The sequence below is a fragment of the Mucilaginibacter sp. P4_D1 genome (genome assembly GCF_056401935.1).
Map to the genome: position 1 here is coordinate 131,076 of NZ_JBFUIJ010000006.1, position 20,301 is coordinate 151,376.

The 20,301-nt window shown below is 39.4% G+C and carries 19 protein-coding genes; 13 read left to right on the forward strand and 6 right to left on the reverse strand.

Annotated elements, in window-relative coordinates; all coding sequences use genetic code 11:
• Positions 1-329 precede the first annotated feature (329 nt).
• Entirely contained in the window at positions 330-1,568 is a 1,239-nt protein-coding gene (locus AC1DV1_RS08380; RefSeq protein ID WP_477357452.1) for an endo-beta-N-acetylglucosaminidase H, read from the forward strand.
• A gap of 51 nt (positions 1,569-1,619) precedes the next feature.
• On the opposite strand, the gene AC1DV1_RS08385 is transcribed toward AC1DV1_RS08380, so the two are convergent.
• From AC1DV1_RS08385 to AC1DV1_RS08410, 6 genes are all read right to left on the reverse strand, one after another.
• On the reverse strand, positions 1,620-2,048 hold the full coding sequence (locus AC1DV1_RS08385) for an N-acetyltransferase family protein (RefSeq protein WP_477357454.1): 429 nt from the start codon (positions 2,046-2,048) through the stop codon (positions 1,620-1,622).
• Between the two features lie 67 nt (positions 2,049-2,115).
• Positions 2,116-3,306, reverse strand: coding sequence for a phosphoglycerate kinase (locus tag AC1DV1_RS08390; protein ID WP_477357456.1), 1,191 nt, complete (start codon positions 3,304-3,306; stop codon positions 2,116-2,118).
• A gap of 101 nt (positions 3,307-3,407) precedes the next feature.
• Positions 3,408-3,842, reverse strand: coding sequence for a GNAT family N-acetyltransferase (locus AC1DV1_RS08395; protein WP_477357458.1), 435 nt, complete (start codon positions 3,840-3,842; stop codon positions 3,408-3,410).
• A gap of 82 nt (positions 3,843-3,924) precedes the next feature.
• Positions 3,925-4,926 carry a type I glyceraldehyde-3-phosphate dehydrogenase gene (gene gap, locus AC1DV1_RS08400; protein ID WP_477357460.1) on the reverse strand — a complete coding sequence of 334 codons (1,002 nt, stop codon included), beginning with the start codon at positions 4,924-4,926 and terminating at the stop codon, positions 3,925-3,927.
• 113 nt (positions 4,927-5,039) lie between these two features.
• Positions 5,040-6,143, reverse strand: coding sequence for an MraY family glycosyltransferase (locus tag AC1DV1_RS08405; RefSeq protein ID WP_477357462.1), 1,104 nt, complete (start codon positions 6,141-6,143; stop codon positions 5,040-5,042).
• A 77-nt stretch (positions 6,144-6,220) separates the two neighbouring features.
• Positions 6,221-6,958 carry a glycosyltransferase family 2 protein gene (locus tag AC1DV1_RS08410; protein ID WP_477357464.1) on the reverse strand — a complete coding sequence of 246 codons (738 nt, stop codon included), beginning with the start codon at positions 6,956-6,958 and terminating at the stop codon, positions 6,221-6,223.
• Positions 6,959-7,135: 177 nt separating this feature from the next.
• Here AC1DV1_RS08410 and AC1DV1_RS08415 point away from each other — a divergent pair, with 177 nt between their 5' ends.
• The 12 genes from AC1DV1_RS08415 to AC1DV1_RS08470 all read left to right on the forward strand — a co-directional run bounded on the left by AC1DV1_RS08415 (position 7,136) and on the right by AC1DV1_RS08470 (position 20,296).
• Positions 7,136-7,834 (forward strand): polysaccharide biosynthesis/export family protein, encoded by a 699-nt coding sequence (locus AC1DV1_RS08415; RefSeq protein ID WP_477357466.1) that lies wholly within the window; start codon positions 7,136-7,138, stop codon positions 7,832-7,834.
• Positions 7,834-10,254: a GumC family protein gene (locus AC1DV1_RS08420; RefSeq protein WP_477357469.1), complete on the forward strand. Its 2,421-nt coding sequence runs from the start codon at positions 7,834-7,836 to the stop codon at positions 10,252-10,254. The genes AC1DV1_RS08415 and AC1DV1_RS08420 overlap by 1 nt, the downstream gene beginning before the upstream one ends.
• A 21-nt stretch (positions 10,255-10,275) precedes the next feature.
• Positions 10,276-10,788: a UpxY family transcription antiterminator gene (locus AC1DV1_RS08425; RefSeq protein ID WP_477357471.1), complete on the forward strand. Its 513-nt coding sequence runs from the start codon at positions 10,276-10,278 to the stop codon at positions 10,786-10,788.
• Between the two features lie 164 nt (positions 10,789-10,952).
• Entirely contained in the window at positions 10,953-12,743 is a 1,791-nt protein-coding gene (gene asnB / locus AC1DV1_RS08430; protein WP_477357473.1) for an asparagine synthase (glutamine-hydrolyzing), read from the forward strand.
• Positions 12,736-13,854, forward strand: a complete 1,119-nt coding sequence (locus AC1DV1_RS08435) for a glycosyltransferase family 4 protein (protein ID WP_477357475.1) — start codon at positions 12,736-12,738, stop codon at positions 13,852-13,854. Before asnB ends, AC1DV1_RS08435 begins: the two co-directional genes overlap by 8 nt.
• Positions 13,851-14,714, forward strand: a complete 864-nt coding sequence (locus tag AC1DV1_RS08440; protein WP_477357477.1) for an ABC transporter permease — start codon at positions 13,851-13,853, stop codon at positions 14,712-14,714. Before AC1DV1_RS08435 ends, AC1DV1_RS08440 begins: the two co-directional genes overlap by 4 nt.
• Positions 14,714-16,006, forward strand: coding sequence for an ABC transporter ATP-binding protein (locus AC1DV1_RS08445; RefSeq protein WP_477357479.1), 1,293 nt, complete (start codon positions 14,714-14,716; stop codon positions 16,004-16,006). Before AC1DV1_RS08440 ends, AC1DV1_RS08445 begins: the two co-directional genes overlap by 1 nt.
• Before the next feature lie 9 nt (positions 16,007-16,015).
• The gene (locus tag AC1DV1_RS08450; protein ID WP_477357481.1) at positions 16,016-16,648 is read left to right on the forward strand and encodes a CatB-related O-acetyltransferase; all 633 of its coding nucleotides are present in this window, start codon (positions 16,016-16,018) and stop codon (positions 16,646-16,648) included.
• Positions 16,632-17,273 (forward strand): CatB-related O-acetyltransferase, encoded by a 642-nt coding sequence (locus tag AC1DV1_RS08455; protein WP_477357483.1) that lies wholly within the window; start codon positions 16,632-16,634, stop codon positions 17,271-17,273. Before AC1DV1_RS08450 ends, AC1DV1_RS08455 begins: the two co-directional genes overlap by 17 nt.
• The gene (locus AC1DV1_RS08460) at positions 17,260-18,129 is read left to right on the forward strand and encodes an alpha-1,2-fucosyltransferase (protein WP_477357485.1); all 870 of its coding nucleotides are present in this window, start codon (positions 17,260-17,262) and stop codon (positions 18,127-18,129) included. The genes AC1DV1_RS08455 and AC1DV1_RS08460 overlap by 14 nt, the downstream gene beginning before the upstream one ends.
• Entirely contained in the window at positions 18,114-19,163 is a 1,050-nt protein-coding gene (locus AC1DV1_RS08465) for a glycosyltransferase family 2 protein (RefSeq protein WP_477357488.1), read from the forward strand. Before AC1DV1_RS08460 ends, AC1DV1_RS08465 begins: the two co-directional genes overlap by 16 nt.
• The gene (locus tag AC1DV1_RS08470) at positions 19,163-20,296 is read left to right on the forward strand and encodes a glycosyltransferase family 4 protein (RefSeq protein WP_477357490.1); all 1,134 of its coding nucleotides are present in this window, start codon (positions 19,163-19,165) and stop codon (positions 20,294-20,296) included. The genes AC1DV1_RS08465 and AC1DV1_RS08470 overlap by 1 nt, the downstream gene beginning before the upstream one ends.
• The last annotated feature ends 5 nt before the right edge of the window (positions 20,297-20,301 follow it).

Below are 20,301 nucleotides of genomic sequence, written 5' to 3' on the forward strand. Positions count from 1 at the left end.
TAAAATAAATTGGGCAACCCGGCGGTCTGGCATTTTATAAAATGCGTGTATTTGTTACAAAAAGCGATGCCTCTTTTTCGAATTAAACCATCGAGATAATTTATATTAATCAATATATTATTTTAATAAAATAATAAGCAATATTTGTAAGCGATATCGCCAATTAAATTGTCCTTTTGTTATAAACCAATAACCTGAAGTATAAATTCCCCGGTTATACACAGGCAACCTGATAAGATAAATAAAATTGATGTTTCACTAATTCCTGGCTGCACTGCGAGGGAACAAGACCTTTTTATATCTATTTATTCATCATTTAAAACAACACTATGAGAACAAATTTTAATGTGTCCCTAACCAAAAACTTAACAGTTTTATTCGGTTCGCTTATGCTTATGACTGCTGCCTGCAAAAAGGACCAGGCACCCGCTCCTCTCGCATCGTCAAAATCAAACAACGCTTCAAAAACAGGCACCAATGCCATAGGCGTAAGCGGCCCAAAAGGCGTTTGCTATGTAGAGGTAAACAACAATGATATCCGGAATGTGGGCAATTACTACCTGTCAACCGGGCAACAGTTGTTTGATATTGCTATTATTTTTGCGGCCAATATCAACTACAACACAACAACACAAAAAGCCGAGCTATTTTTTAATACCCAGGTAACTAATGTACTTAGCAACAAAGCAACTTATATACAACCACTCCAGGCCAAGGGTATTAAAGTTTTACTATCCATTTTAGGCAACCACCAGGGCGCGGGCATCTGCAATTTTCCAGACCAGGCTTCGGCGCAGGCCTACGCGCAAATACTTAGCAATGCTGTAACAACCTATGGCTTAGATGGAATTGACTTTGACGACGAATATGCCGATTATGGCACCAACAACACCGGGCAGCCAAATTCAAGTTCGTTTGTTTACCTGGTAACTGCTTTACGCCAGCTAATGCCTAACAAAATCATTTCCTTTTACGATTACGGCCCCGCGGCATCTCGACTGAGCTTTAATGGCGTAACTGTAGGGTCGAAAGTTGATTATAGCTGGAATGCCATTTATGGCACTTATTCGGTACCCAACGTGTCCGGACTTGCTGCTGCTAACCTTGGGCCCGCGGCCATTGACATTCAAAGCACCAGCGCATCAACGGCGGCATCATTGGCTACCCAAACTGTAAATAATAATTATGGCGTTTATTTGTATTATAACCTGCCAAACGCCGATACACATACTTATTTAACCAGCGTATCTAACGCACTTTATGGCAAGGCCACCACTTTTAATACCGGAACGCCTGCGGCAGGCGTTAATTTTTACCAGGATATTAATTACGCCGGTACTGCAACAGGTGCCATACCTAAAGGCAATTATACTTTAGCGCAGTTGCAGGCTTACGGCTTTGTAAACGACTGGGCATCGTCTATAAAAGTACCGTCAGGATGGACTATTACCATGTATAGCAATGATAATTTTGCCGGTACATCGTGGACAATAACTGCCAATACCACCAACTTTACAACCCTATCGCCAAATGCCAATGATGTAGTATCATCGGTTAAGATAAATTAAAAACAAAGCGGGGCTTTTCTTTTGGAAAAGCCCCGCTCGTTTGTTAGATACCTAATTGTAGCTCATCAAAAAATAATCTCCCGGCCTACCTTCTCCCCTCTCCTGAATTTGCCAGCCCTGCGATCTGTAAAATGCTAAAGCATTTTCGTTACGGGTTAAACATTTCAGCGTAACAGGCCTACTCAATTTTTCTACAACCGATTTTAACAATGCTTTGCCTACACCATGGCCTGTATAAGCAGGATGCAAAAACAGGTGGTGAATAAAATTATCGGGGAACCAGTAGGATATAAAACCAATTACAGCACCTTCATAGTCGGCTACCAGGATCTGTTCTCCTTCGGTATCCCTGTCAAAATCATCCAGGCTATATCCAGAGGTATCAAACCAGGTAAATGTTTGTTTTCGGCTTATGAGGTAAATGTTTCTAAGGGTATCGCGGTCATCGTCTATAAAATCCCTTACTTCCAATTGAGTCATGGTTAATTAAAATACAAAAAGTCCGGCCGTTTAGCGGCCGAACTTTTCATTTTATGTTTCTTTATTTTTATTCGTTGATAGCTTTTACACCCGGTAACTCTTTACCTTCCATGTATTCCAGCAATGCGCCACCACCGGTTGATACGTAGCTAACTTCATCTGTCAGGTTAAATTTAGCAACAGCTGCTGCGGAATCGCCACCACCAATCAGGGAAAATGCGCCATTTTCGGTTGCTTTAACCACGGCCTCGGCAATAGCTTTGGTACCCACCAAAAATGTTTCCATTTCAAATACGCCCATCGGGCCATTCCATAAAATGGTTTTTGATTCTTCAACCACTTTGCTGAATAATTTTACAGTTTCGGGGCCAATATCCAATCCCATCCAGTTATCAGGAATTTCGCCGGTTTTGGCAACACCGGTTTTAGCATCGTTTGAGAAAGCGTCGGCAATAACGTTATCTACTGGCAAATAAAGATTTACGCCTTTCTCTTTAGCTTTTTGTTTCAGGCTGATAGCAAGATCAAGTTTATCGGCCTCTACTAACGAGGTACCAATATTACCACCATCTGCCTTGGCAAAAGTGTAAGCCATACCACCACCGATGATAAGATTATCCACTTTATCCAATAGTTTTTCAATTAACTGAATCTTGTCAGATACTTTAGACCCTCCCATGATAGCCGTAAAAGGTTTTGCAGCGCCATTCAGGATTTTTTCGGCGTTAGCCAATTCGCCTGCCATCAGGTAACCAAAGTATTTGGCATCCGGAAAAAACTGAGCGATGATTGATGTTGAAGCGTGTGCACGGTGAGCTGTACCAAAAGCATCATTTACATATATATCGCCTAATTTTGAAAGCTTTTCGGCAAAAGCAACATCACCTTTTTCCTCTTCTTTATAAAAACGAAGATTCTCTAACAGCAGCACTTCGCCATTGCCTAGGTTTTTTGATTTTTTAACAGCTTCTTCACCAATACAATCATTGGCAAACTGAACCTGCTGGCCCAACAGGTCAGAAAGGTGAGCAACTACGTGTATTAAAGAGTCTTTTTCGTTCGGACCATCTTTTGGCCTGCCCAGGTGCGACATCAGGATAACCCTGCCGCCATCTTTCAAAATCTTTTTTATAGTTGGCAATGCTGCCGTCATCCGGTTATCGTCGGTAATGTTATAATCTTTATCCAAAGGCACGTTAAAATCAACCCTGATAAGGGCTTTTTTGCCTGCAAAACTAATTTGATCTACGGTTTTCATATAATTATATGGGTCGTTTAATGGTAAGGCGCGCAAATTCAGCATTTTATTCTAAATTCTTAACTAAAAAAGTAAAAAGCCGGTCTATTTCACCCAATATTTCACATTAACTTAACGTACATCACAAAATGCGGCCCTATTCCGGGTACCTCAAACTCGGCCGAAACAATCTCGAAACCAGTATTATGGTAAAACGGCACTGCCTTCTTGCGGGCGTTACACCAAACATAATTTGCCTTTTGCCCACGCAGGTAGGTAAGCGCAAAATTAACCAGTTGGTTGCCCAGCCCCTGGCCTCTGTATTTTTCAATTGTAGCCATGCCCCTTAACTGGTAACCTGTGCCAATAAATTCGCCATAATTTTGGGGGTGAAAAGATACAATGCAGGCCAGCTCATCATTTTTATAGTACCCCAAATGAAAAGCCCCTGCTATTTTATCGGTAGGAAAACGGCATTCATCTGGCGTAAGGCGTCCTTCGCGCAATATTTCATTCCGGATAGGCAGCAGTGCTTCAACGTCAATAAATTTTATCATGTTTAAAAATAATTGCCAATAGGGTACATTTTTCACCATGTACAACAACCATCAGCCTTGTTGTATCAAAAAGTAAATCAACTTATGTTTTTTTGAATTGAGCTATTTTTTGAACCAGATCGGCAAGACGACTGCTGTAGCCCATTTCATTATCGTACCAACACACAACCTTTACCAGCCCTCCTACTATTGAAGTAAGTTGGGCATCAAAAATACAGCTATGGGGATTATCCAATATATCTGTTGATACTATCGGATCGTTGGTGTATTCCAATACATTTTTCATTGGGCCATCGGCCGCATGTTTAAATGCAAGGTTAATTTCTTCCACGGTAGGTTGCTCTTTCAAACTACAGGTAAAATCTGTTAACGAGCCGTTAAGTACCGGAACCCTTATGCCGGCCCCACCTAAATGGCCGTCTAAGTGCGGAAATATAGCCGTTATTGCTTTGGCTGCGCCAGTTGTGGTTGGAATTATAGAGGCTGATGCTGCGCGGGCGCGCCTTAAATCCTTATGTGGCGCATCGTGTAAATTCTGATCGCCGGTCATGGAGTGTACTGTGGTAATGTAGCCGTCAATAATACCCCAATTTTCGTCGAGTATTTTCACCATGGTTGCTACATTGTTGGTGGTGCATGAAGCATTTGATAATATAGGCGACGATAAATCAACCTCGCCATCATTAACAGCCAATACCACTGTTGGCACACCTTTACCAGTTGGAGGAGCCGATATGATAACTTGTTTTGCGCCCGCAGTTATATGCTTTTGCGCGCCATCTTTTGACGTAAATTTACCCGTCGATTCAATTACAAGATCGATATGCAGGTCTTCCCATGGTAATGCCAAAGGATCACTCTGGGCCAAAACTTTTATGGCTTTACCATTAATATACAAATTACTGCTATCAAAATGTACCTCGCCCTTAAAACCGCGGTGAACCGAATCATATTTAAATAGGTGGGCAAGGGTTTCAGTATCGGTAAGGTCATTAATAGCCATAACCTCAATACCTGGCCGGTTTAGGATGTTGCGCAAAAATATACGCCCGATCCGGCCAAAACCATTTATAGCAATCTTCATCTTCTTTGTGTGTTATAAAGGGCGCAAAGTTAATGAAGATGAATGGCTATTTATAGCAACCCCGATTTAGTGACGCTAAAACTACTTTACAAAAGACGGTACAACAGGCGTAATCAAGCAAAAAAATTGCGAAGGGCAAAATGCTCGCGCTCCTTTGAGCGCAGGCTAAATGTAATAACCCAGTTAGCAATTATTGAAATTAACAGGATTAGAACTATAAGTAAGGAATTGCTTACAGTACTGAACAAAAACACCATGCCTATTGACAATAAATTTATTGCCGACAAGCACAAGGTTGCCTGCAGGTGATTAAGCCCTAATCTCAATATACGGTGATGAATATGGTTTCTGTCGGCCTCAAAAGGCGATTTACCACCTGCTATGCGCAACGTAAACACCCGTAAAGTATCAAACACAGGGCCTATTAATATGGCTATGGTTAATGCAGGGGCGCTACTTAAAGCCGGCACACCTATATGCGCAATTTTTGTAACCTCGATAAATTTAATGGCCATTACCGCCGATATTAAGCCAATGAGCAATGCGCCGGTATCTCCCATAAATATCTTAGCAGGAGTAATATTATATTTCAAAAATCCAATAGTTGCACCTACCATAGCCAGCGAAATAGCCGCAAGCTCATATTGTCTTATATACATAAATAAAAAAGCAAAAGCGCTGTTTACAATAATGCCCGTAGTAGCAGCCAAACCATCTATTCCGTCTATCAAATTAAAAGAATTTACGATGAGCATAATGAGTAGTATGGACAATGCCGCGCTTGGTATGTATGGTAATTGCGTAATGCCAAACACACCATACATACTGGTTATTCGAATATCGCCAAGCACTACCAATATAAACGCTACCACAAATTGAATCAAAAACTTAGTACTTGAATTCACGCCCGAAAGATCGTCCTTAAGCCCCATTGCAAAAAGGATAATGCAGGAAATAAGCAGGTAACTGATGGGCAGCGCTTTATCAATTACACTGAATAACAGGATAGTTATGGTAAAGCTTACAAAAATAGCCACGCCACCCAAACGCGGAATACCATGATCATGCTGTTTCCTGAAATGGCCAACATCGTCATAAAGGTGCCTTGATCGTGCCACATGTAAAATTGAAGGGATACATAATAGTGTGATCAATCCTGAAAACAGAACTATCAAAATATCGTAAATAAGATGTGACGAATGTAAAAGTTCAATCATTGTGTAGGGGAATTTTGATTATTATTTTCATTGTTAAGCCGTTATACGCAAGCGCCTAACAAAGGTTTAATTTCAAATTAAAAAAATTGATAAATCTTTCGGAGGGGCTTTAATGCAAGCGCAAGCACGGGAATTAAGATGTTATTGTTCTTCATGGCTTTTAAATCAAAACCCCAGGCCTTAAACCTGTTTTTTAAACTTCTATTACTTACGCCCCCATCCTGCATAATTACCATCACTTTATTTAAGAAAAAACTTTCTGTTTTATGTTGATGCATAAACCTTACCATCAATTCGTAATCGGCAGCAGACCCGTATTCAAGACTGTAAAACCCCAATTTTTCAAACAATTCCCTTTTGCAATAAAATGTAGGATGCGGGGGCATAAATCCCCGATTAAAGGAATTAACGCTACACTGTTTAGAATTCCAATTACGTTTAATTGTGCCGTTGGGATGCACATATATCAAATTTCCATAAACTACTTCCGCGCTACGCTCTGTAAATACTTGAGATACTGCCGATAAAACATCCGTATCAGCCAAACAGTCGTCGGCGTTCAGTGTTCCTATAATTTGACCGGTAGCCAGTTTAATCCCTTTATTAATGGCATCATATATGCCTTTATCCGGTTCGGAAACAAAAAGGTTGATTGATGAGCGGTACCGGTTGATTATTTGAAGCGTATTATCAGTTGATCCGCCATCAATGACTATATATTCAATATCGGAGTGTTTTTGGCTGATGACGGATTCGATACATCTGGCAATTGTATCCTGGGCATTATAAACAACTGTGATTATTGATATCTTCAAACCCTGAAATTGAAAAAATACACCGTGGTTATACCCGCAAATTGTGTAATTTTGAAATTATATACAATTATAACATATTAAGCATAAGTTATCGTCGCGATGCGTATAATAATCTACTTTTTTTCTTTCTTTTTAATAACGCTTGTTTTAACCTCATGCTCAGGCAAACAATATCAGATGTTTTTTGAACAAAAGGTGGCTAATACAGATACATCGCGAAGCAGGAATAATGATTTGGTTAACTATCATATAAAACCACAGGATATGCTGCAGATCAGAAACCTGCAAAACATCAAATATGTAGTTGATGAAACCCCGTCGACATCGGGCGCTGGTGGCGGAAGCGGCGGTACCGGCCAGGTTTACCAGGTAGATGAAGACGGCTCGGTAGCCCTGCCTGTTATTGGCCATGTAGCTGTGGCAGGCCTTACCCGCGTGCAAGCCGCAAAACTTATTGAGGACCTTTACCGTAAAAGCCTGCTTAAAGACCCAATAATTGAATTAAAAATTACGAATTTGAAGGTTACTTTACTTGGAGAATTTAAAGGACAGGGAAACTTTCCTTTGGTAAAAGACAGGACTACTTTGGTTGAAATGATTGGACAAGCGGGGGGCCTTTCAGACAAGGCGAATGAAACAAATATAAAAATTATACGAGGCGACCAATTGAATCCGCAGGTGACCTACATTAACCTAAGAGATATACAATCAATAAACGACCCCAGAGCCATACTTCAAAACGGCGATATTGTTTATGTATCCCAGAACAAGCGTTCAATACGCAATGAAAACCTACAAAATGTATCAACCCTTGTACAGCCCATATTACTTTTATTTAATACGGCCTTAGTAATATTATCGCTTTCACGCCGCTAATGGAAGAGACAGAAAAATTTCAAAGAAAACTCCCCAATCAAGAAATTGATTATTTTAAGATCGGCAAAATATTGTTTAGCCGCTGGTACTGGATAGCAGCATCTGTATGTATCGCAGTAATTATATCCTATACCTATTTATGGTATACACCAAAAACCTACGCAACATCAGGCACGCTTAAAATTGAAGAAAAAAAATCTGAAGTATCTGACCTTATAACTGTTATGACAGTGCCCGAGCGTGGGCCCTCAAAAATACAAAGCATCACATCGGTACTGCAAAGCCGCAACGTTATACTTAGCGCCATTAAGGACATTGATTACCGGGTAAGTTTTTATCTGTCTGGCCGTGTGCGCACTACAGAAACCTACCCATCCAAACCCCTTAACATTCAATTGATAAAATTTGATAGCTTAAACTTTTTTCATGAACAAATTAGCTATAAACCGATTGACCGGCAAACATTTAGCCTGAGTTATAAAGCCGGCGATAAAGAAATAAAAAACAACTACCAGTATAACAGCCCTATTACAATTGGTAATACAAGCTTCAATATAAAATATCCGGGCGCTATTGACAATAGCACCATTTACATCTTTAACTTTAACATTCCGGAGGATTACATTGGCAGGGTGCAGGGTGGCTTAAGAGCTGGCGAAACCGGAAAAAACACCAATATACTTTTTATCCAGGAAACCGACTCGAACCCGCAATTTGCGGCCGACGTACTTAATAATATCATGAAGGAGTACGTAATTTTCGATCGTAACCAAAAAGCGCAATCGGCTTCGCAAATGATCGATTTTATTGACAGCCAGCTATCATTCCTGTCAAACGAGGTAAAGGGGTCCGAAAGTTCTATAGAAAAGTATAAAAACAAAAATAAGATACTCGACGTGAATTCAGCGTCAACTTCGTCTGCCACAAAGGCTGCCGAAATTGAATCGAACAGATCATTATTAAAAATTCAACTTATTTCGCTTGATCAGCTTAAAGATCAAATTACAAAAGAAAAAGATAATGTGACGTTAAATTTCAGCGCTGGCGGAACAGATCTACCTGCACTTAATGCGCTTATAAATAAGTTAGATGGACTGATATCAGAAAGATCGACCTTATTAAAAACGTTCACCCCAAACTCGCAGCCACTACAGGACGTTAACCAGCAAATTTTACAAACCAAACTCACCGCACTAAATAATATCAAGAGCATTCGTGGCAGTATTGAAAAAAACATTGTTTATTTGGATAGCCAGTTATCGCAGATAAATCAAACTATAATGGCTTTACCTGCTGCCCAACGCGACCTGGTAAGCTTACAAAGGGATTTTGAAATCAATGACAAGGTATACTCCTTTTTATCTGAGAAAAAACTTGAAGCCCAGATAAGCCGTGCCGGAATTTTGCCTGGCGCTACAGTAATTGAATTTGCCCAGCCCAACTTTAACGCAGTATCGCCAAATGAACATGATATCCATCGGTCGGCAATAATTTTTGGCCTGGCAATTGGCCTGGGGCTTATTATTTTGATACGCGTTTTAAATCCTTATATTTATGACAAGGAAACCATCGAAAGCCTTACCGCCATACCAATATTAGGTATTATCAGAAAATATCCCGAAGTAATTAATGAAAATAGCAAACAGATTTTGGCGCTAAGCAAGCCTCGTTCTATTTTTGCCGAATCTGTACGTTCTGTGCGTACTAACCTGAGTTTTCTTGCCTCAGAAAAACTGAGCAAAGTAATTTGCATCACATCTGAAGTTGCCGGCGAGGGCAAATCGTTTGTAGCGCTAAATTTATCAAGCACCCTATCTCTTATTGATAAAAAAGTAATCCTTATCGGGGCCGATTTAAGACGATCACAATTACATAAAACTTTCCATGTGCCAAATGACCGGGGCTTAAGCAACTATCTTGCTCATCAAAGTGAGTTGGATGACATTATTTTACATTCCGACCAGGAGAATCTTGATTTTATTGTTTCGGGTCCTGTACCACCTAATCCATCTGAGTTGCTACACAGCGACCGGATGATGACCCTGATAAGCCAGCTAAAATTAAAATATGATATAATAATGATTGATACCGCGCCTATTGGCCTGGTATCTGACGCCATCCCGTTGATCAGGGTAAGCGATATTAATGTTTTTGTAATCCGGTCGGGCAAATCAAAATTTTATGCCGCTACCGTTCCACAGCGAATTGCATTGGAATATCACCTTGATAACACCGTGATAGTTCTTAATGCCTTTGAAGAGGACCTTTTACATTCAAGATATTATACGACCAAATTTGGCGGCGATAATACGGGAACCAGATACTACTATTATGCGGATTATAATGGCTATTCAGGATCCGGATATTACGTGGACGACAAAAAAAATAAATGGTGGGATATACGGCAATGGTTTAAATAAAAATTTGCTTATTTAAAAAGGATGAATTTAAATGCAAGTTCAACAAAAAACTGGTACCCGGTTTATACTCAGCCACGGGCCGAAAAAAAAGCATTCCAGGCATTAACCGATAAGGGTGTTGAAGCCTACCTACCGTTGCACCGCCAGTTAAAACAATGGAGCGACCGCAAAAAATGGGTTGAAGAACCCTTCATTAAATCGTACATATTTGTTAACATTGCCCAACATGAGCAGGCTGATATATTAATGACAAAAGGTATATCGAGGTTTTTATATTTCATGGGGAAGCCTGCATCAATGYCCAACCGCCAAATAACCGAGCTAAAGTTATTAATGGCCAGCCCTTATGAGTTAGAAATAACCGAGGAGAACCTGCAGACCGGGGAAAAAATCATGATAAAAGCCGGGCCGCTAAAAGGGATGACAGGTGAAATAATATCGCAACGGTCTCAAAAGCAATTAATATTAAGGCTCGAAAGCATTGGCTGCTCTATAATAGTTCACGTTGCAGCATCATACATTGAAAGATTTTAACTGAAATTATTTATTTTTAAATAAAGAGTAAAACCGGCAGTTGCAAACAGGTAAACATGGCAACGGCCGCTTATATTAAGTGAAAAACAAACAGCTGTTTTATAATAAGTTACAGATATGCCCTGTGACTTACGGGGCGAAGCTATGAACAGATCAAACTAACAATGTGCCGGATAGCAGGAGTAATTAACAACCATATACAGCCTCAATTAATCAGAGGGCAGGTTAAGGCCATGTGCCAGGCACTGCAACATGGCGGCCCCGATGATGAGGGTATGTTTTTTGACGAAAAAAACAATCTTGTTTTTGGTCACCGCCGGTTATCTATTATTGATCTGAGCGCAAACGGACACCAGCCCATGGCCGATGTAAAGCAAAAAACATGGATAACTTTTAACGGCGAAATTTACAACTATCTTGAACTGAGGAGTGAGCTTTTAAAGCTTGGAGCACAATTTACTTCGGCTACTGATACCGAGGTTATAATAGCCGCCTACATGCAATGGGGTACTGATGCCTTTGCGCGGTTTAGGGGAATGTTTGCTTTTGCATTATTTGACAGCATTAAAAAGCTTACTTATCTTGTACGTGATACCGCCGGCATAAAACCTTTGTATTATTTTACCAGGCCAGGCCAGTTAAGTTTTGCATCAGAAACCAGGGCTTTTATTGCTGCAGGCATAGCAACAGAAAATGAGGCCGCATGGCCAATTCGCTTTTTAGCTTTTGGTCATGTGCCAGAACCTTATACTACCCTAAAAAATGTGTTCAGCCTTGCCAAAGGCCATTATTTATGCTGGGACCACGCGTCTGCTACCCATGTTATAAATGCTTACAAAATAACAGGACAACCTAAAGATCAGATAACCGATCCTGACGAAGCAAGGCACCTGATTAAAAAAGCTTTGATAAAGGGAGTATACCGCCAACTGATAGCTGATGCTCCATTGGGCGTATTTTTAAGTGGCGGCACCGATTCCAGCCTGATTACGCTACTGGCAGATAAAGAAAAAAAGGAGCAGCTTAAAACCATATCTATTTTTTTTAACGAAAAAAGCTATGATGAACAAGCCTATCAGCGCCTTGTGCTGGATAAGGTAAGCGGGCAAAACTTCTCGCACCTGGTAAAGCAACAGGATTTTGAAAACCACCTGCCACAAATCATCAGCGCTATGGATATGCCAACTACCGATGGCATCAATAGCTGGTTTATCAGTAAATACGCTCACGAGGATGGTTTAAAAGCAGTATTATCGGGTGTAGGCGCCGATGAATACTTCGGCGGTTATCCTTCATTTAACAGAATCAGGCACATAAAACACTTAAAAAGGATCCCGCCGATCCTTTTCTCTGCCGGTCATGACTTGCTGCCCGACCCATACAAAAAACTTGCCTTTTTGGCAAATGATCACCCGATAGCCGACTATCTTCTGTTGAGGGGGCTATTTTCGCCCGCCGACATCGCCCGTGCACTTGACATCAGCACCAACGAGGTAAAAGATGTGCTTTTTGGCAGTACCGATTTGCCTAAAGAGTATAATTATGACGCGAAACAAGCATCATGGTTTGAAGCAAACATTTACATGCAAAATCAGTTATTAAGAGATACCGACGTAATGAGCATGAACCATGGCCTTGAAGTAAGGGTGCCCTTTTTAGATGAAGATTTTACAAACCTTGCCGAGCACATTTCGCCTGCGGTACGCTTTAGCGGGCAACAACCCAAAAAGCTACTTATCGATAGCTTCCACGATTTGCTGCCACAGGCCGTTTGGAACAGGCAAAAAATGGGCTTCAGTTTTCCTTTACAACGCTGGATGGCCGAATATAAGCCAATAAGCGATAGTACGTTATACAAAGGAAAACTTGCACAAAACGCGATAAAAAACTTTAACAACAACCAAATCCACTGGTCAAAAGCTTTTGCACTTTACCAGATACAACCTTATGTCTAAAAAAGTAATCTTATTTACATTGCAGACGTTTAGTACCACAGGTGGTATCCAAAAAATGACCCGTACATTGGGGCATTCCTTATATCAGTTATCGCAAAATATTAACTTGCATTTTGAATTATGGTCGGCGTACGACAGGCCGGATGATTTGATGCCTCAATACCTGCCTGCCAGTGCTTTTAAAGGCTTTGGTGTAAACCGGATAGGTTTTGTTTTAAAAGCCATAAGCAGATCTGTAAAACCGGATATAATCATTTTAAGCCATATCAACCTTGCGGTTGTCGGCTTATTTATAAAGTTGATTAACCCCAAATGTAAGGTATGGGTTATTGCGCATGGCATTGAAGTTTGGCGGCCGCTTTCGCTGGTTAAAGAATATTTGCTAAAACGCTGCGACAAGGTAGTATGCGTAAGTAATTTTACCCGTGGGCAAATGATAGTAAGGCATAACCTTAATCCCGCTATTTGCGTTGTTTTAAATAATGCCATTGACCCTTTTATGAAATTGCCCGCCAATTTTCAAAAGCCGAAGTATTTATTGGCACGTTATAGTTTAAACCCAACCCAACCAGTAATTTTTACGCTAACCCGCCTGGCATCTACCGAGCAATACAAGGGTTACGAGCACGTAATATTGGCGGTAAGTAAAATAAAAAGCAGCTACCCTGATATTAAATATATCCTGGCAGGAAAATACGATGACGAAGAAGAAATCAGGATAAAAAAACTAATAGAGCAACATGATGTAGCCAACCAGGTAATATTAACCGGTTTTATTGAGGAGCACGAGCTTGCTGATCATTTTTTACTTGCTGATATGTTTGTACTGCCAAGCAAAAAAGAAGGGTTTGGCATTGTGTTTATTGAAGCGCTGGCATGTGGCCTGCCTGTTATTTGCGGCAATGCCGATGGCAGCATTGATGCCATCAGAAACGGCGAACTGGGCAGAGCCATTAATACCGATGACGCTGCCCAGCTATACAAATGTATTACCGAATTTCTGGAGACTCCTTTAACACCGCTTAAACGCGAAAACTTACAAAAAAAATGCCTGATGTATTTTAACGAAACAGATTACATGCAAAAGCTACTATTACTTTTAAACGAATGAGCACACCTACCAACGAACAATGGGATATTGAATTAACCCCGCACAGCAGCTTACTCGATTTAAAACTTAATGACGTTTGGCATTACCGAGATTTGCTTATACTGCTGGTACGGCGCGATTTTGTTTCTTTTTATAAGCAAACTATACTTGGCCCGCTTTGGTTTTTTATTCAGCCGGTGTTTACCACTATCATATATACTTTTGTATTTGGAAACCTGGCCAATATATCTGCCGATAATTTAGACAAACCTTTGTTTTATATGGCCGGCATTACCGCGTGGAATTATTTTGCCGATTGCCTTACCAAAACATCTACAGTGTTTGTAGCCAATGCTGGTTTATTTGGCAAGGTTTACTTTCCCCGGTTAATAATTCCACTAAGCATAGTGGTTTCTAACCTCATTCGTTTTGCTGTTCAAATGGTGCTTTTTTTGTTAACCATGATCTTTTATTCTATTCACGGCTCAAACGTACATCCTAATATTTACCTCTTGTTGTTTCCGTTTTTGCTTGTGTTAATGGCTATGCTGGGCTTGGCACTTGGGATGATTATATCTGCATTAACCACAAAATACCGCGACCTGAGCTTTTTGATCACCTTCGGCATCCAGCTGATGATGTATGGAACTACGGTTATATACCCACTATCTGCGGTAAAAGCAAAATACCCCAAATATGCCTGGCTGGTAGAGTACAATCCCATGACGCCTATTATAGAAGCTTTCAGATACGGTTTTTTGGGCAAAGGAACATTTACCATGCTATCGCTGGGTATCACCACACTAATAACTGTCGGTATACTTTTAGCGGGAATAATAATTTTTAACCGTGTTGAACGCACCTTTATTGATACTGTATAATGGCCACGGTAATTAAAGTCGAAAATCTTTCAAAAGCTTATCAGCTGGGAGAAATAGGAACAGGAACCCTGTCCCGCGACCTGGAACGGTATTGGGCAAGAGTGAGAGGTAAAGAAGATCCCTTTTTAAAAATAGGCGAGGTTAACGATCGTGCAAAGAAAGGCGAAAGCGATGTTGTATGGAGTTTAAAGGATATCAATTTTGATATAGAGCACGGCGATGCTGTTGGCATTATTGGCCGTAATGGTGCCGGCAAAAGCACATTGCTTAAGATACTAAGCAGGGTTACTGCTCCTACTACCGGCTCGGTTAAACTAAAGGGGCGTATAGCCAGTTTACTGGAGGTTGGTACAGGTTTTCACCCTGAACTGAGTGGCAGAGAAAATATTTTTCTCAATGGTGCTATCCTGGGTATGCGCAAAGCCGAAATTAAGCGAAAATTTGATGAGATAGTAGATTTTTCAGGAGTTGAGCGATATGTGGATACGCCGGTAAAACGGTATTCATCGGGCATGTATGTGCGCCTTGCGTTTGCCGTGGCTGCTCACCTGGAATCGGAAATATTGATTGTCGATGAAGTATTGGCCGTTGGCGATGCCGAATTTCAAAAGAAGTGCCTGGGTAAAATGGGCGATGTAAGTAAAGGCGAAGGCAGAACTATTTTGTTTGTTAGTCATAATATGGCAGCTATAAGTCAGCTTTGCTATAAATCCATCTTATTAAAAAACGGGCAGGTGGCCATGAATGGCCTGACAAGTAAAATTGTTGATGACTATTTAAAATCTGATCTTTTAACCGAAGCTTACGTAAACCTAAGCGAACCTACATCAGTTGGAATAGGTAATAGAAAAGTTAGTTTTCAAGATGTTTATATAAAAAAGAAAGGACAACCAGAGAGTACGCGGCTATTCTCGTTAGGCGACGACATGCATATTTATATCCATATGCAATTCAAAAACCCCAACCAGAGCCAGGTCCGCACATCTATTGAATTAAAAACCGTTGATGGCATTAAAATGGCTAACATGATTGATGAAGATTCATGTTTTCAGGTAACAGCATCACCCGGAAACACCGCTCTTTACCTAATAGCATTAAACGACCTGCGCTTATATCCAGGCACATATTATTTAAGTCTTTATTGTGGTGATACCTCAAGCACCGAAATATATGATTACCGGGAGGATTGTATCTCTTTTGAAATTATTGATGGAGGCAAACTAACCAGCCGCTACTTGCCAAAATCGACAGGGTTGTTTTTCTTTACGCCGGAGTGGAAGAAAGTTGAGTAGGAATTAAGCATGTTATTATCCCAACTAAAAAAATTGAAGATTATATGGTATGATTTTTTAAAAAAACATACAGAAGAGCAAAAACGAATACAATACTTCAAAAAAAAGTCAAACAACATTCATTCTGACGATGTGGATGAAAAAGCCGTTACAGGACACAACATAACTGTTTTAAAAGGGTCATATGTTTGTGCAAACAGCACAATTGACAGTTATACCTATATTGGTTTTAATACATTAATTTCAAAGACAATTATAGGCAGATATAATTCTATTGCCAATAATGTAAATATAGGGCACGGAGAACACCCGCTTAATTTAATTTCAACATCCAGCTTTCTTAACGATACACCTTACGAGGTATTAACACAAAAAGAGTGCATCATTACACACGATGTTTGGATTGGCTCTGGCGCCACTATAAGACGAGGGGTAACTCTTGGAATTGGGTGCGTTGTTGGGGGCAATGCATTTGTTAATAAAGATGTTCCGCCTTATGCAGTTGTTGGCGGTGTACCTGCAAAGATTTTAAAATATCGCTTTCCACAGGAAAAAATCGATAGAATTTTGGCTTCATCATGGTGGGAAAAAGATGTTGAACAAGCAAAAATAATTGTAAAAAAACTTGAAGAAGAGAATTAAAAACTGGCTAAAGCAATTTTTCAATTATAAGTCAAAGGCACAAAACCGCGATATTAGCATACCTGATTCAGGCTCAAATAATCCTTTTGTTAAAATTGGAGAGAATTGCTATGTCGACAATTGCACTATTGGCAATTACACCTATCTTTCCAAAAACGTATCGATGATGAATACCGAAATCGGTAAATTTTGCTCTATTGCACAGGGAGTTTCCATTTGCTTAGGAAAGCATCCCGCGGCTAAATTTGTAAGTACCCATCCGGCTTTTTTTTCTATTCACAAACAAAATGGTATGACATTTAGTGATAAAGAATACTTTACTGAAATGGGCAAAACTATCATTGGTAACGATGTGTGGATTGGTGTAAATGCAGTTATTATGGATGATATTACAATTGGTAATGGTGCAATAATTGGGGCAGGCGCTGTAGTAACAAAAAACATCCCCCCCTATGCCATTGCTGTTGGAATACCGGCAAAGGTTATAAAGTATCGGTTTGAACCGGAGCAAATATCCTTTTTGGAGAAATTTGAATGGTGGAATAAAGAACATGAATGGCTGCAAGAACATTTTAGTGAACTACATGACATTGATGCTTTTATAAATAAATATGCTAATTGTTAAAATTCATGGAGGATTAGGGAATCAATTATTTCAGTACGCTTTTGCAAAAAGCCTGGCCTGTAAAAACAACACTGATTTCAAACTTGATATCCATTTTTTTGATAACCAGGCATTACGTAGCTATAACCTGTGCAATTTCAATGTTATAGAAAACATCGCATCGTTAAATGAAATTTCGGTATTTAAGCAAACTAAAAGTTCAGCATTTAATTTTCTAAAAAGTAAGCTTTTTAATACTGAGGCACATATAGTTGAAGAAAAAAGCCTGGAATTTAATTCAGTGTATTTCACCCGCTCAACTAATGCTTATTTAAGCGGATACTGGCAATCTGAAAAATATTTTTCAGATATAAAAACGCAAATACAAAAGGAATTTACTCCCAAAACTGCCCCATCCGCCACAAATTGCGCGTTGCTTGATAAAATTAAATCAAACAACGCGATAAGCTTACATATACGCCGGGGGGATTTTGAAATGGATAAAGCCGTGAACAAAATTCACGGCACATGCTCATTAGCTTATTACCAAAATGCTGCTGATTTAGTTGCCAATAAGCTTATTGATCCCATTTTTTTCATTTTTTCAGATGATATAAACTGGGCAAGGTACAACCTCAAACTAAACTATAAACTGCATTTTGTTGATATTAATGACGAACATTCGGCGTTTGAAGATCTTCGTTTAATGTACAACTGCAAACATCATATTATTGCCAACAGCACCTTTAGCTGGTGGGGAGCGTGGTTAAACACTAAACCCGACAAAATTGTGGTTGCGCCAGTAAACTGGTTTAATGACGCCGGATTAAATTACCAGGCAAAGGATATTGTACCCGAAACGTGGATAAGAATATAACCAATCCCATTGTTAGCATAATAATGCCGGTTTATAATTGCGAAAGCTTTATTACCGCTGCCATTGACAGTATGCTCAATCAAACCCTTACAGCTTTTGAACTCATTATAATTGATGATTGTTCTACTGATAAAACCATTGAAATTATCAGTAGCTATAAAGATGAAAGGGTTAACCTAATCCAAAAAAAAATCAAAAGCGGCCTGGTTGCCAGTTTAAATATAGGCATTAACCTATCCAGGGGCAAGTATATAGCCCGTATGGATGGAGATGACATTAGCAACTTAACCCGGCTTGAAAAACAGGTAAACTACTTTGAGCAGCATTCAGAAACTGATCTATGCGGAACTGCTTATGAACTGATAGACACTCAAAAAATTGTAAGCTTCCCTATTGGTCATGATGATATAAAGTTAAGCATGCTTGAATCTTGCCAGTTGGCTCATCCTACTGTGATGATAAAAAAAAGCTTTGTTGATAATAACAACCTCAGATACTTAAATGAATTTGAATGTGCCGAAGACTATGAACTATGGACCAGGTGTGTATCACTTGGTAAAGTAAATAACATGCCCGATGTATTGCTTTCATACAGGCACCATGATAATCAATTCTCTATTACCAATAAAAGCAACCAGGATAAAAATTCGGCTATTTGCAGGGTTAATATGCTAAGCCAGGTTTGGGAAACGGCTTCTTTAAATGATCTATATACACGTGAGCTGCTTTTCCAAAACGAAAGCTTCGATAATATAAACAAACTAAACGATGTGATTGGTTGGATGGACCAACTGGTTGATTTAAATATTCAGAAAGCATGTTTTGATGCACACAAATTTAAAGACTACATAAACATAAAAAAAAAACGCACCATCCGTCGCTTCTATTTAAATCAAACTACATATAGCCCAAAGGTGCTATACCAATTTCTGAGAGTTTATCAGAATTATAAAGGTTGTTTCAGCGCGTTGGAGTATTTTAAACTGGTTTTAAAATGCCTTGCGTTTTGGAAACCAACCTTTGCCGTGAGATAATGATTAAAGCCGCAAATAAACATATTATTATCGTCAAATTATTTGAGTTTGGAGGCAGTAATAGTCACCTTAAAGCATTAATAAAATACCTCGGTAAAGAGAATATTATACTACTGCTGGAAAATGAAGATCAACTCCTTTATTTAAAAACCTTAGGTGATACAGCCGGCATTATTATAAAAATCAAACAAAAACTACACGGCTACGCCAATTTGAGCAACAGGTTTACCACCAACATAAAAGAACTATTCCAAATACTTCGATCAGTTTTTGCCATACAATTATTATGTTTCAAATACGGCAATGCAAGTGTAACTATCTGCTCGGTTGAACCAGAAAAATATTTATACCTGCTGTGGTTGCCTTTGAGCAAAGTATATTACATACTGCACTCTACCCCAAATAAAAAACATACGCGCTTTACATCGTACACCAGCAACACCAATTTGGGTAAACACAAAAGAATAATAACTGTATCGCAATCAAACAAACAACTCATTTGTAAAAATTGGGATATAGCTCATAATAAAGAAAAATATGTTAACGTGGTTTATAATTGCCTGTTAACAGTCGAGTCGAACTACATAAAAACACAAACCACAATAAGTAATAATCAACAACATATCATAACTATGGGTCATGTTATAAATTATAAAAACCCCTATGTTTGGTTAGATGTTGCCAAACTCGTAACATCTAAATATAGCAATGCCATTTTTGTATGGCTTGGTGACGGACCGCTTTTAAAAGAATTTAAAGATGCTACAAAAATGCTTGATAACATTCGTTTTGAAGGTTATAAAGCTGATACCGACACGTATTTAAAAAGCGCGTGTATTTATTATCAACCAAGTTTACAAGAAACACATGGCATTGCTGTTGTTGAGGCCATGGCCAATAAGTTACCATGTGTAACATCTGATGCAGGTGGCCTTCCCGAATCGGTACAACATCAGTTTAATGGATTACTCCTAAGCCCTACTGATGTACAAGGCCAGGCAAACGCTATATCAACGCTGTTGAATGATGCGGACTTGTGCAGGCAATATGGCCTAAATGGTTATTTAAAATACAATGAACTATTTAGTTTCGAATCTTTTAAATCGAATATGGATGCGTTATATAACGCTTAAGAATA

Excerpts from the sequence above, each read along its gene's own strand:
- AC1DV1_RS08445 (WP_477357479.1), top strand. The coding sequence starts at position 14,714 with ATGGCCACGGTAATTAAAGTCGAAAATCTTTCAAAAGCTTATCAGCTG.
- AC1DV1_RS08385 (WP_477357454.1), bottom strand. The coding sequence starts at position 2,048 with ATGACTCAATTGGAAGTAAGGGATTTTATAGACGATGACCGCGATACC.
- AC1DV1_RS08460 (WP_477357485.1), top strand. The coding sequence starts at position 17,260 with ATGCTAATTGTTAAAATTCATGGAGGATTAGGGAATCAATTATTTCAG.
- AC1DV1_RS08450 (WP_477357481.1), top strand. The coding sequence starts at position 16,016 with ATGTTATTATCCCAACTAAAAAAATTGAAGATTATATGGTATGATTTT.
- AC1DV1_RS08470 (WP_477357490.1), top strand. The coding sequence starts at position 19,163 with ATGATTAAAGCCGCAAATAAACATATTATTATCGTCAAATTATTTGAG.
- AC1DV1_RS08415 (WP_477357466.1), top strand. The coding sequence starts at position 7,136 with ATGTTTTTTGAACAAAAGGTGGCTAATACAGATACATCGCGAAGCAGG.
- AC1DV1_RS08380 (WP_477357452.1), top strand. The coding sequence starts at position 330 with ATGAGAACAAATTTTAATGTGTCCCTAACCAAAAACTTAACAGTTTTA.
- AC1DV1_RS08405 (WP_477357462.1), bottom strand. The coding sequence starts at position 6,143 with ATGATTGAACTTTTACATTCGTCACATCTTATTTACGATATTTTGATA.
- AC1DV1_RS08435 (WP_477357475.1), top strand. The coding sequence starts at position 12,736 with ATGTCTAAAAAAGTAATCTTATTTACATTGCAGACGTTTAGTACCACA.
- AC1DV1_RS08390 (WP_477357456.1), bottom strand. The coding sequence starts at position 3,306 with ATGAAAACCGTAGATCAAATTAGTTTTGCAGGCAAAAAAGCCCTTATC.
- asnB (WP_477357473.1), top strand. The coding sequence starts at position 10,953 with ATGTGCCGGATAGCAGGAGTAATTAACAACCATATACAGCCTCAATTA.
- AC1DV1_RS08440 (WP_477357477.1), top strand. The coding sequence starts at position 13,851 with ATGAGCACACCTACCAACGAACAATGGGATATTGAATTAACCCCGCAC.
- gap (WP_477357460.1), bottom strand. The coding sequence starts at position 4,926 with ATGAAGATTGCTATAAATGGTTTTGGCCGGATCGGGCGTATATTTTTG.
- AC1DV1_RS08395 (WP_477357458.1), bottom strand. The coding sequence starts at position 3,842 with ATGATAAAATTTATTGACGTTGAAGCACTGCTGCCTATCCGGAATGAA.
- AC1DV1_RS08420 (WP_477357469.1), top strand. The coding sequence starts at position 7,834 with ATGGAAGAGACAGAAAAATTTCAAAGAAAACTCCCCAATCAAGAAATT.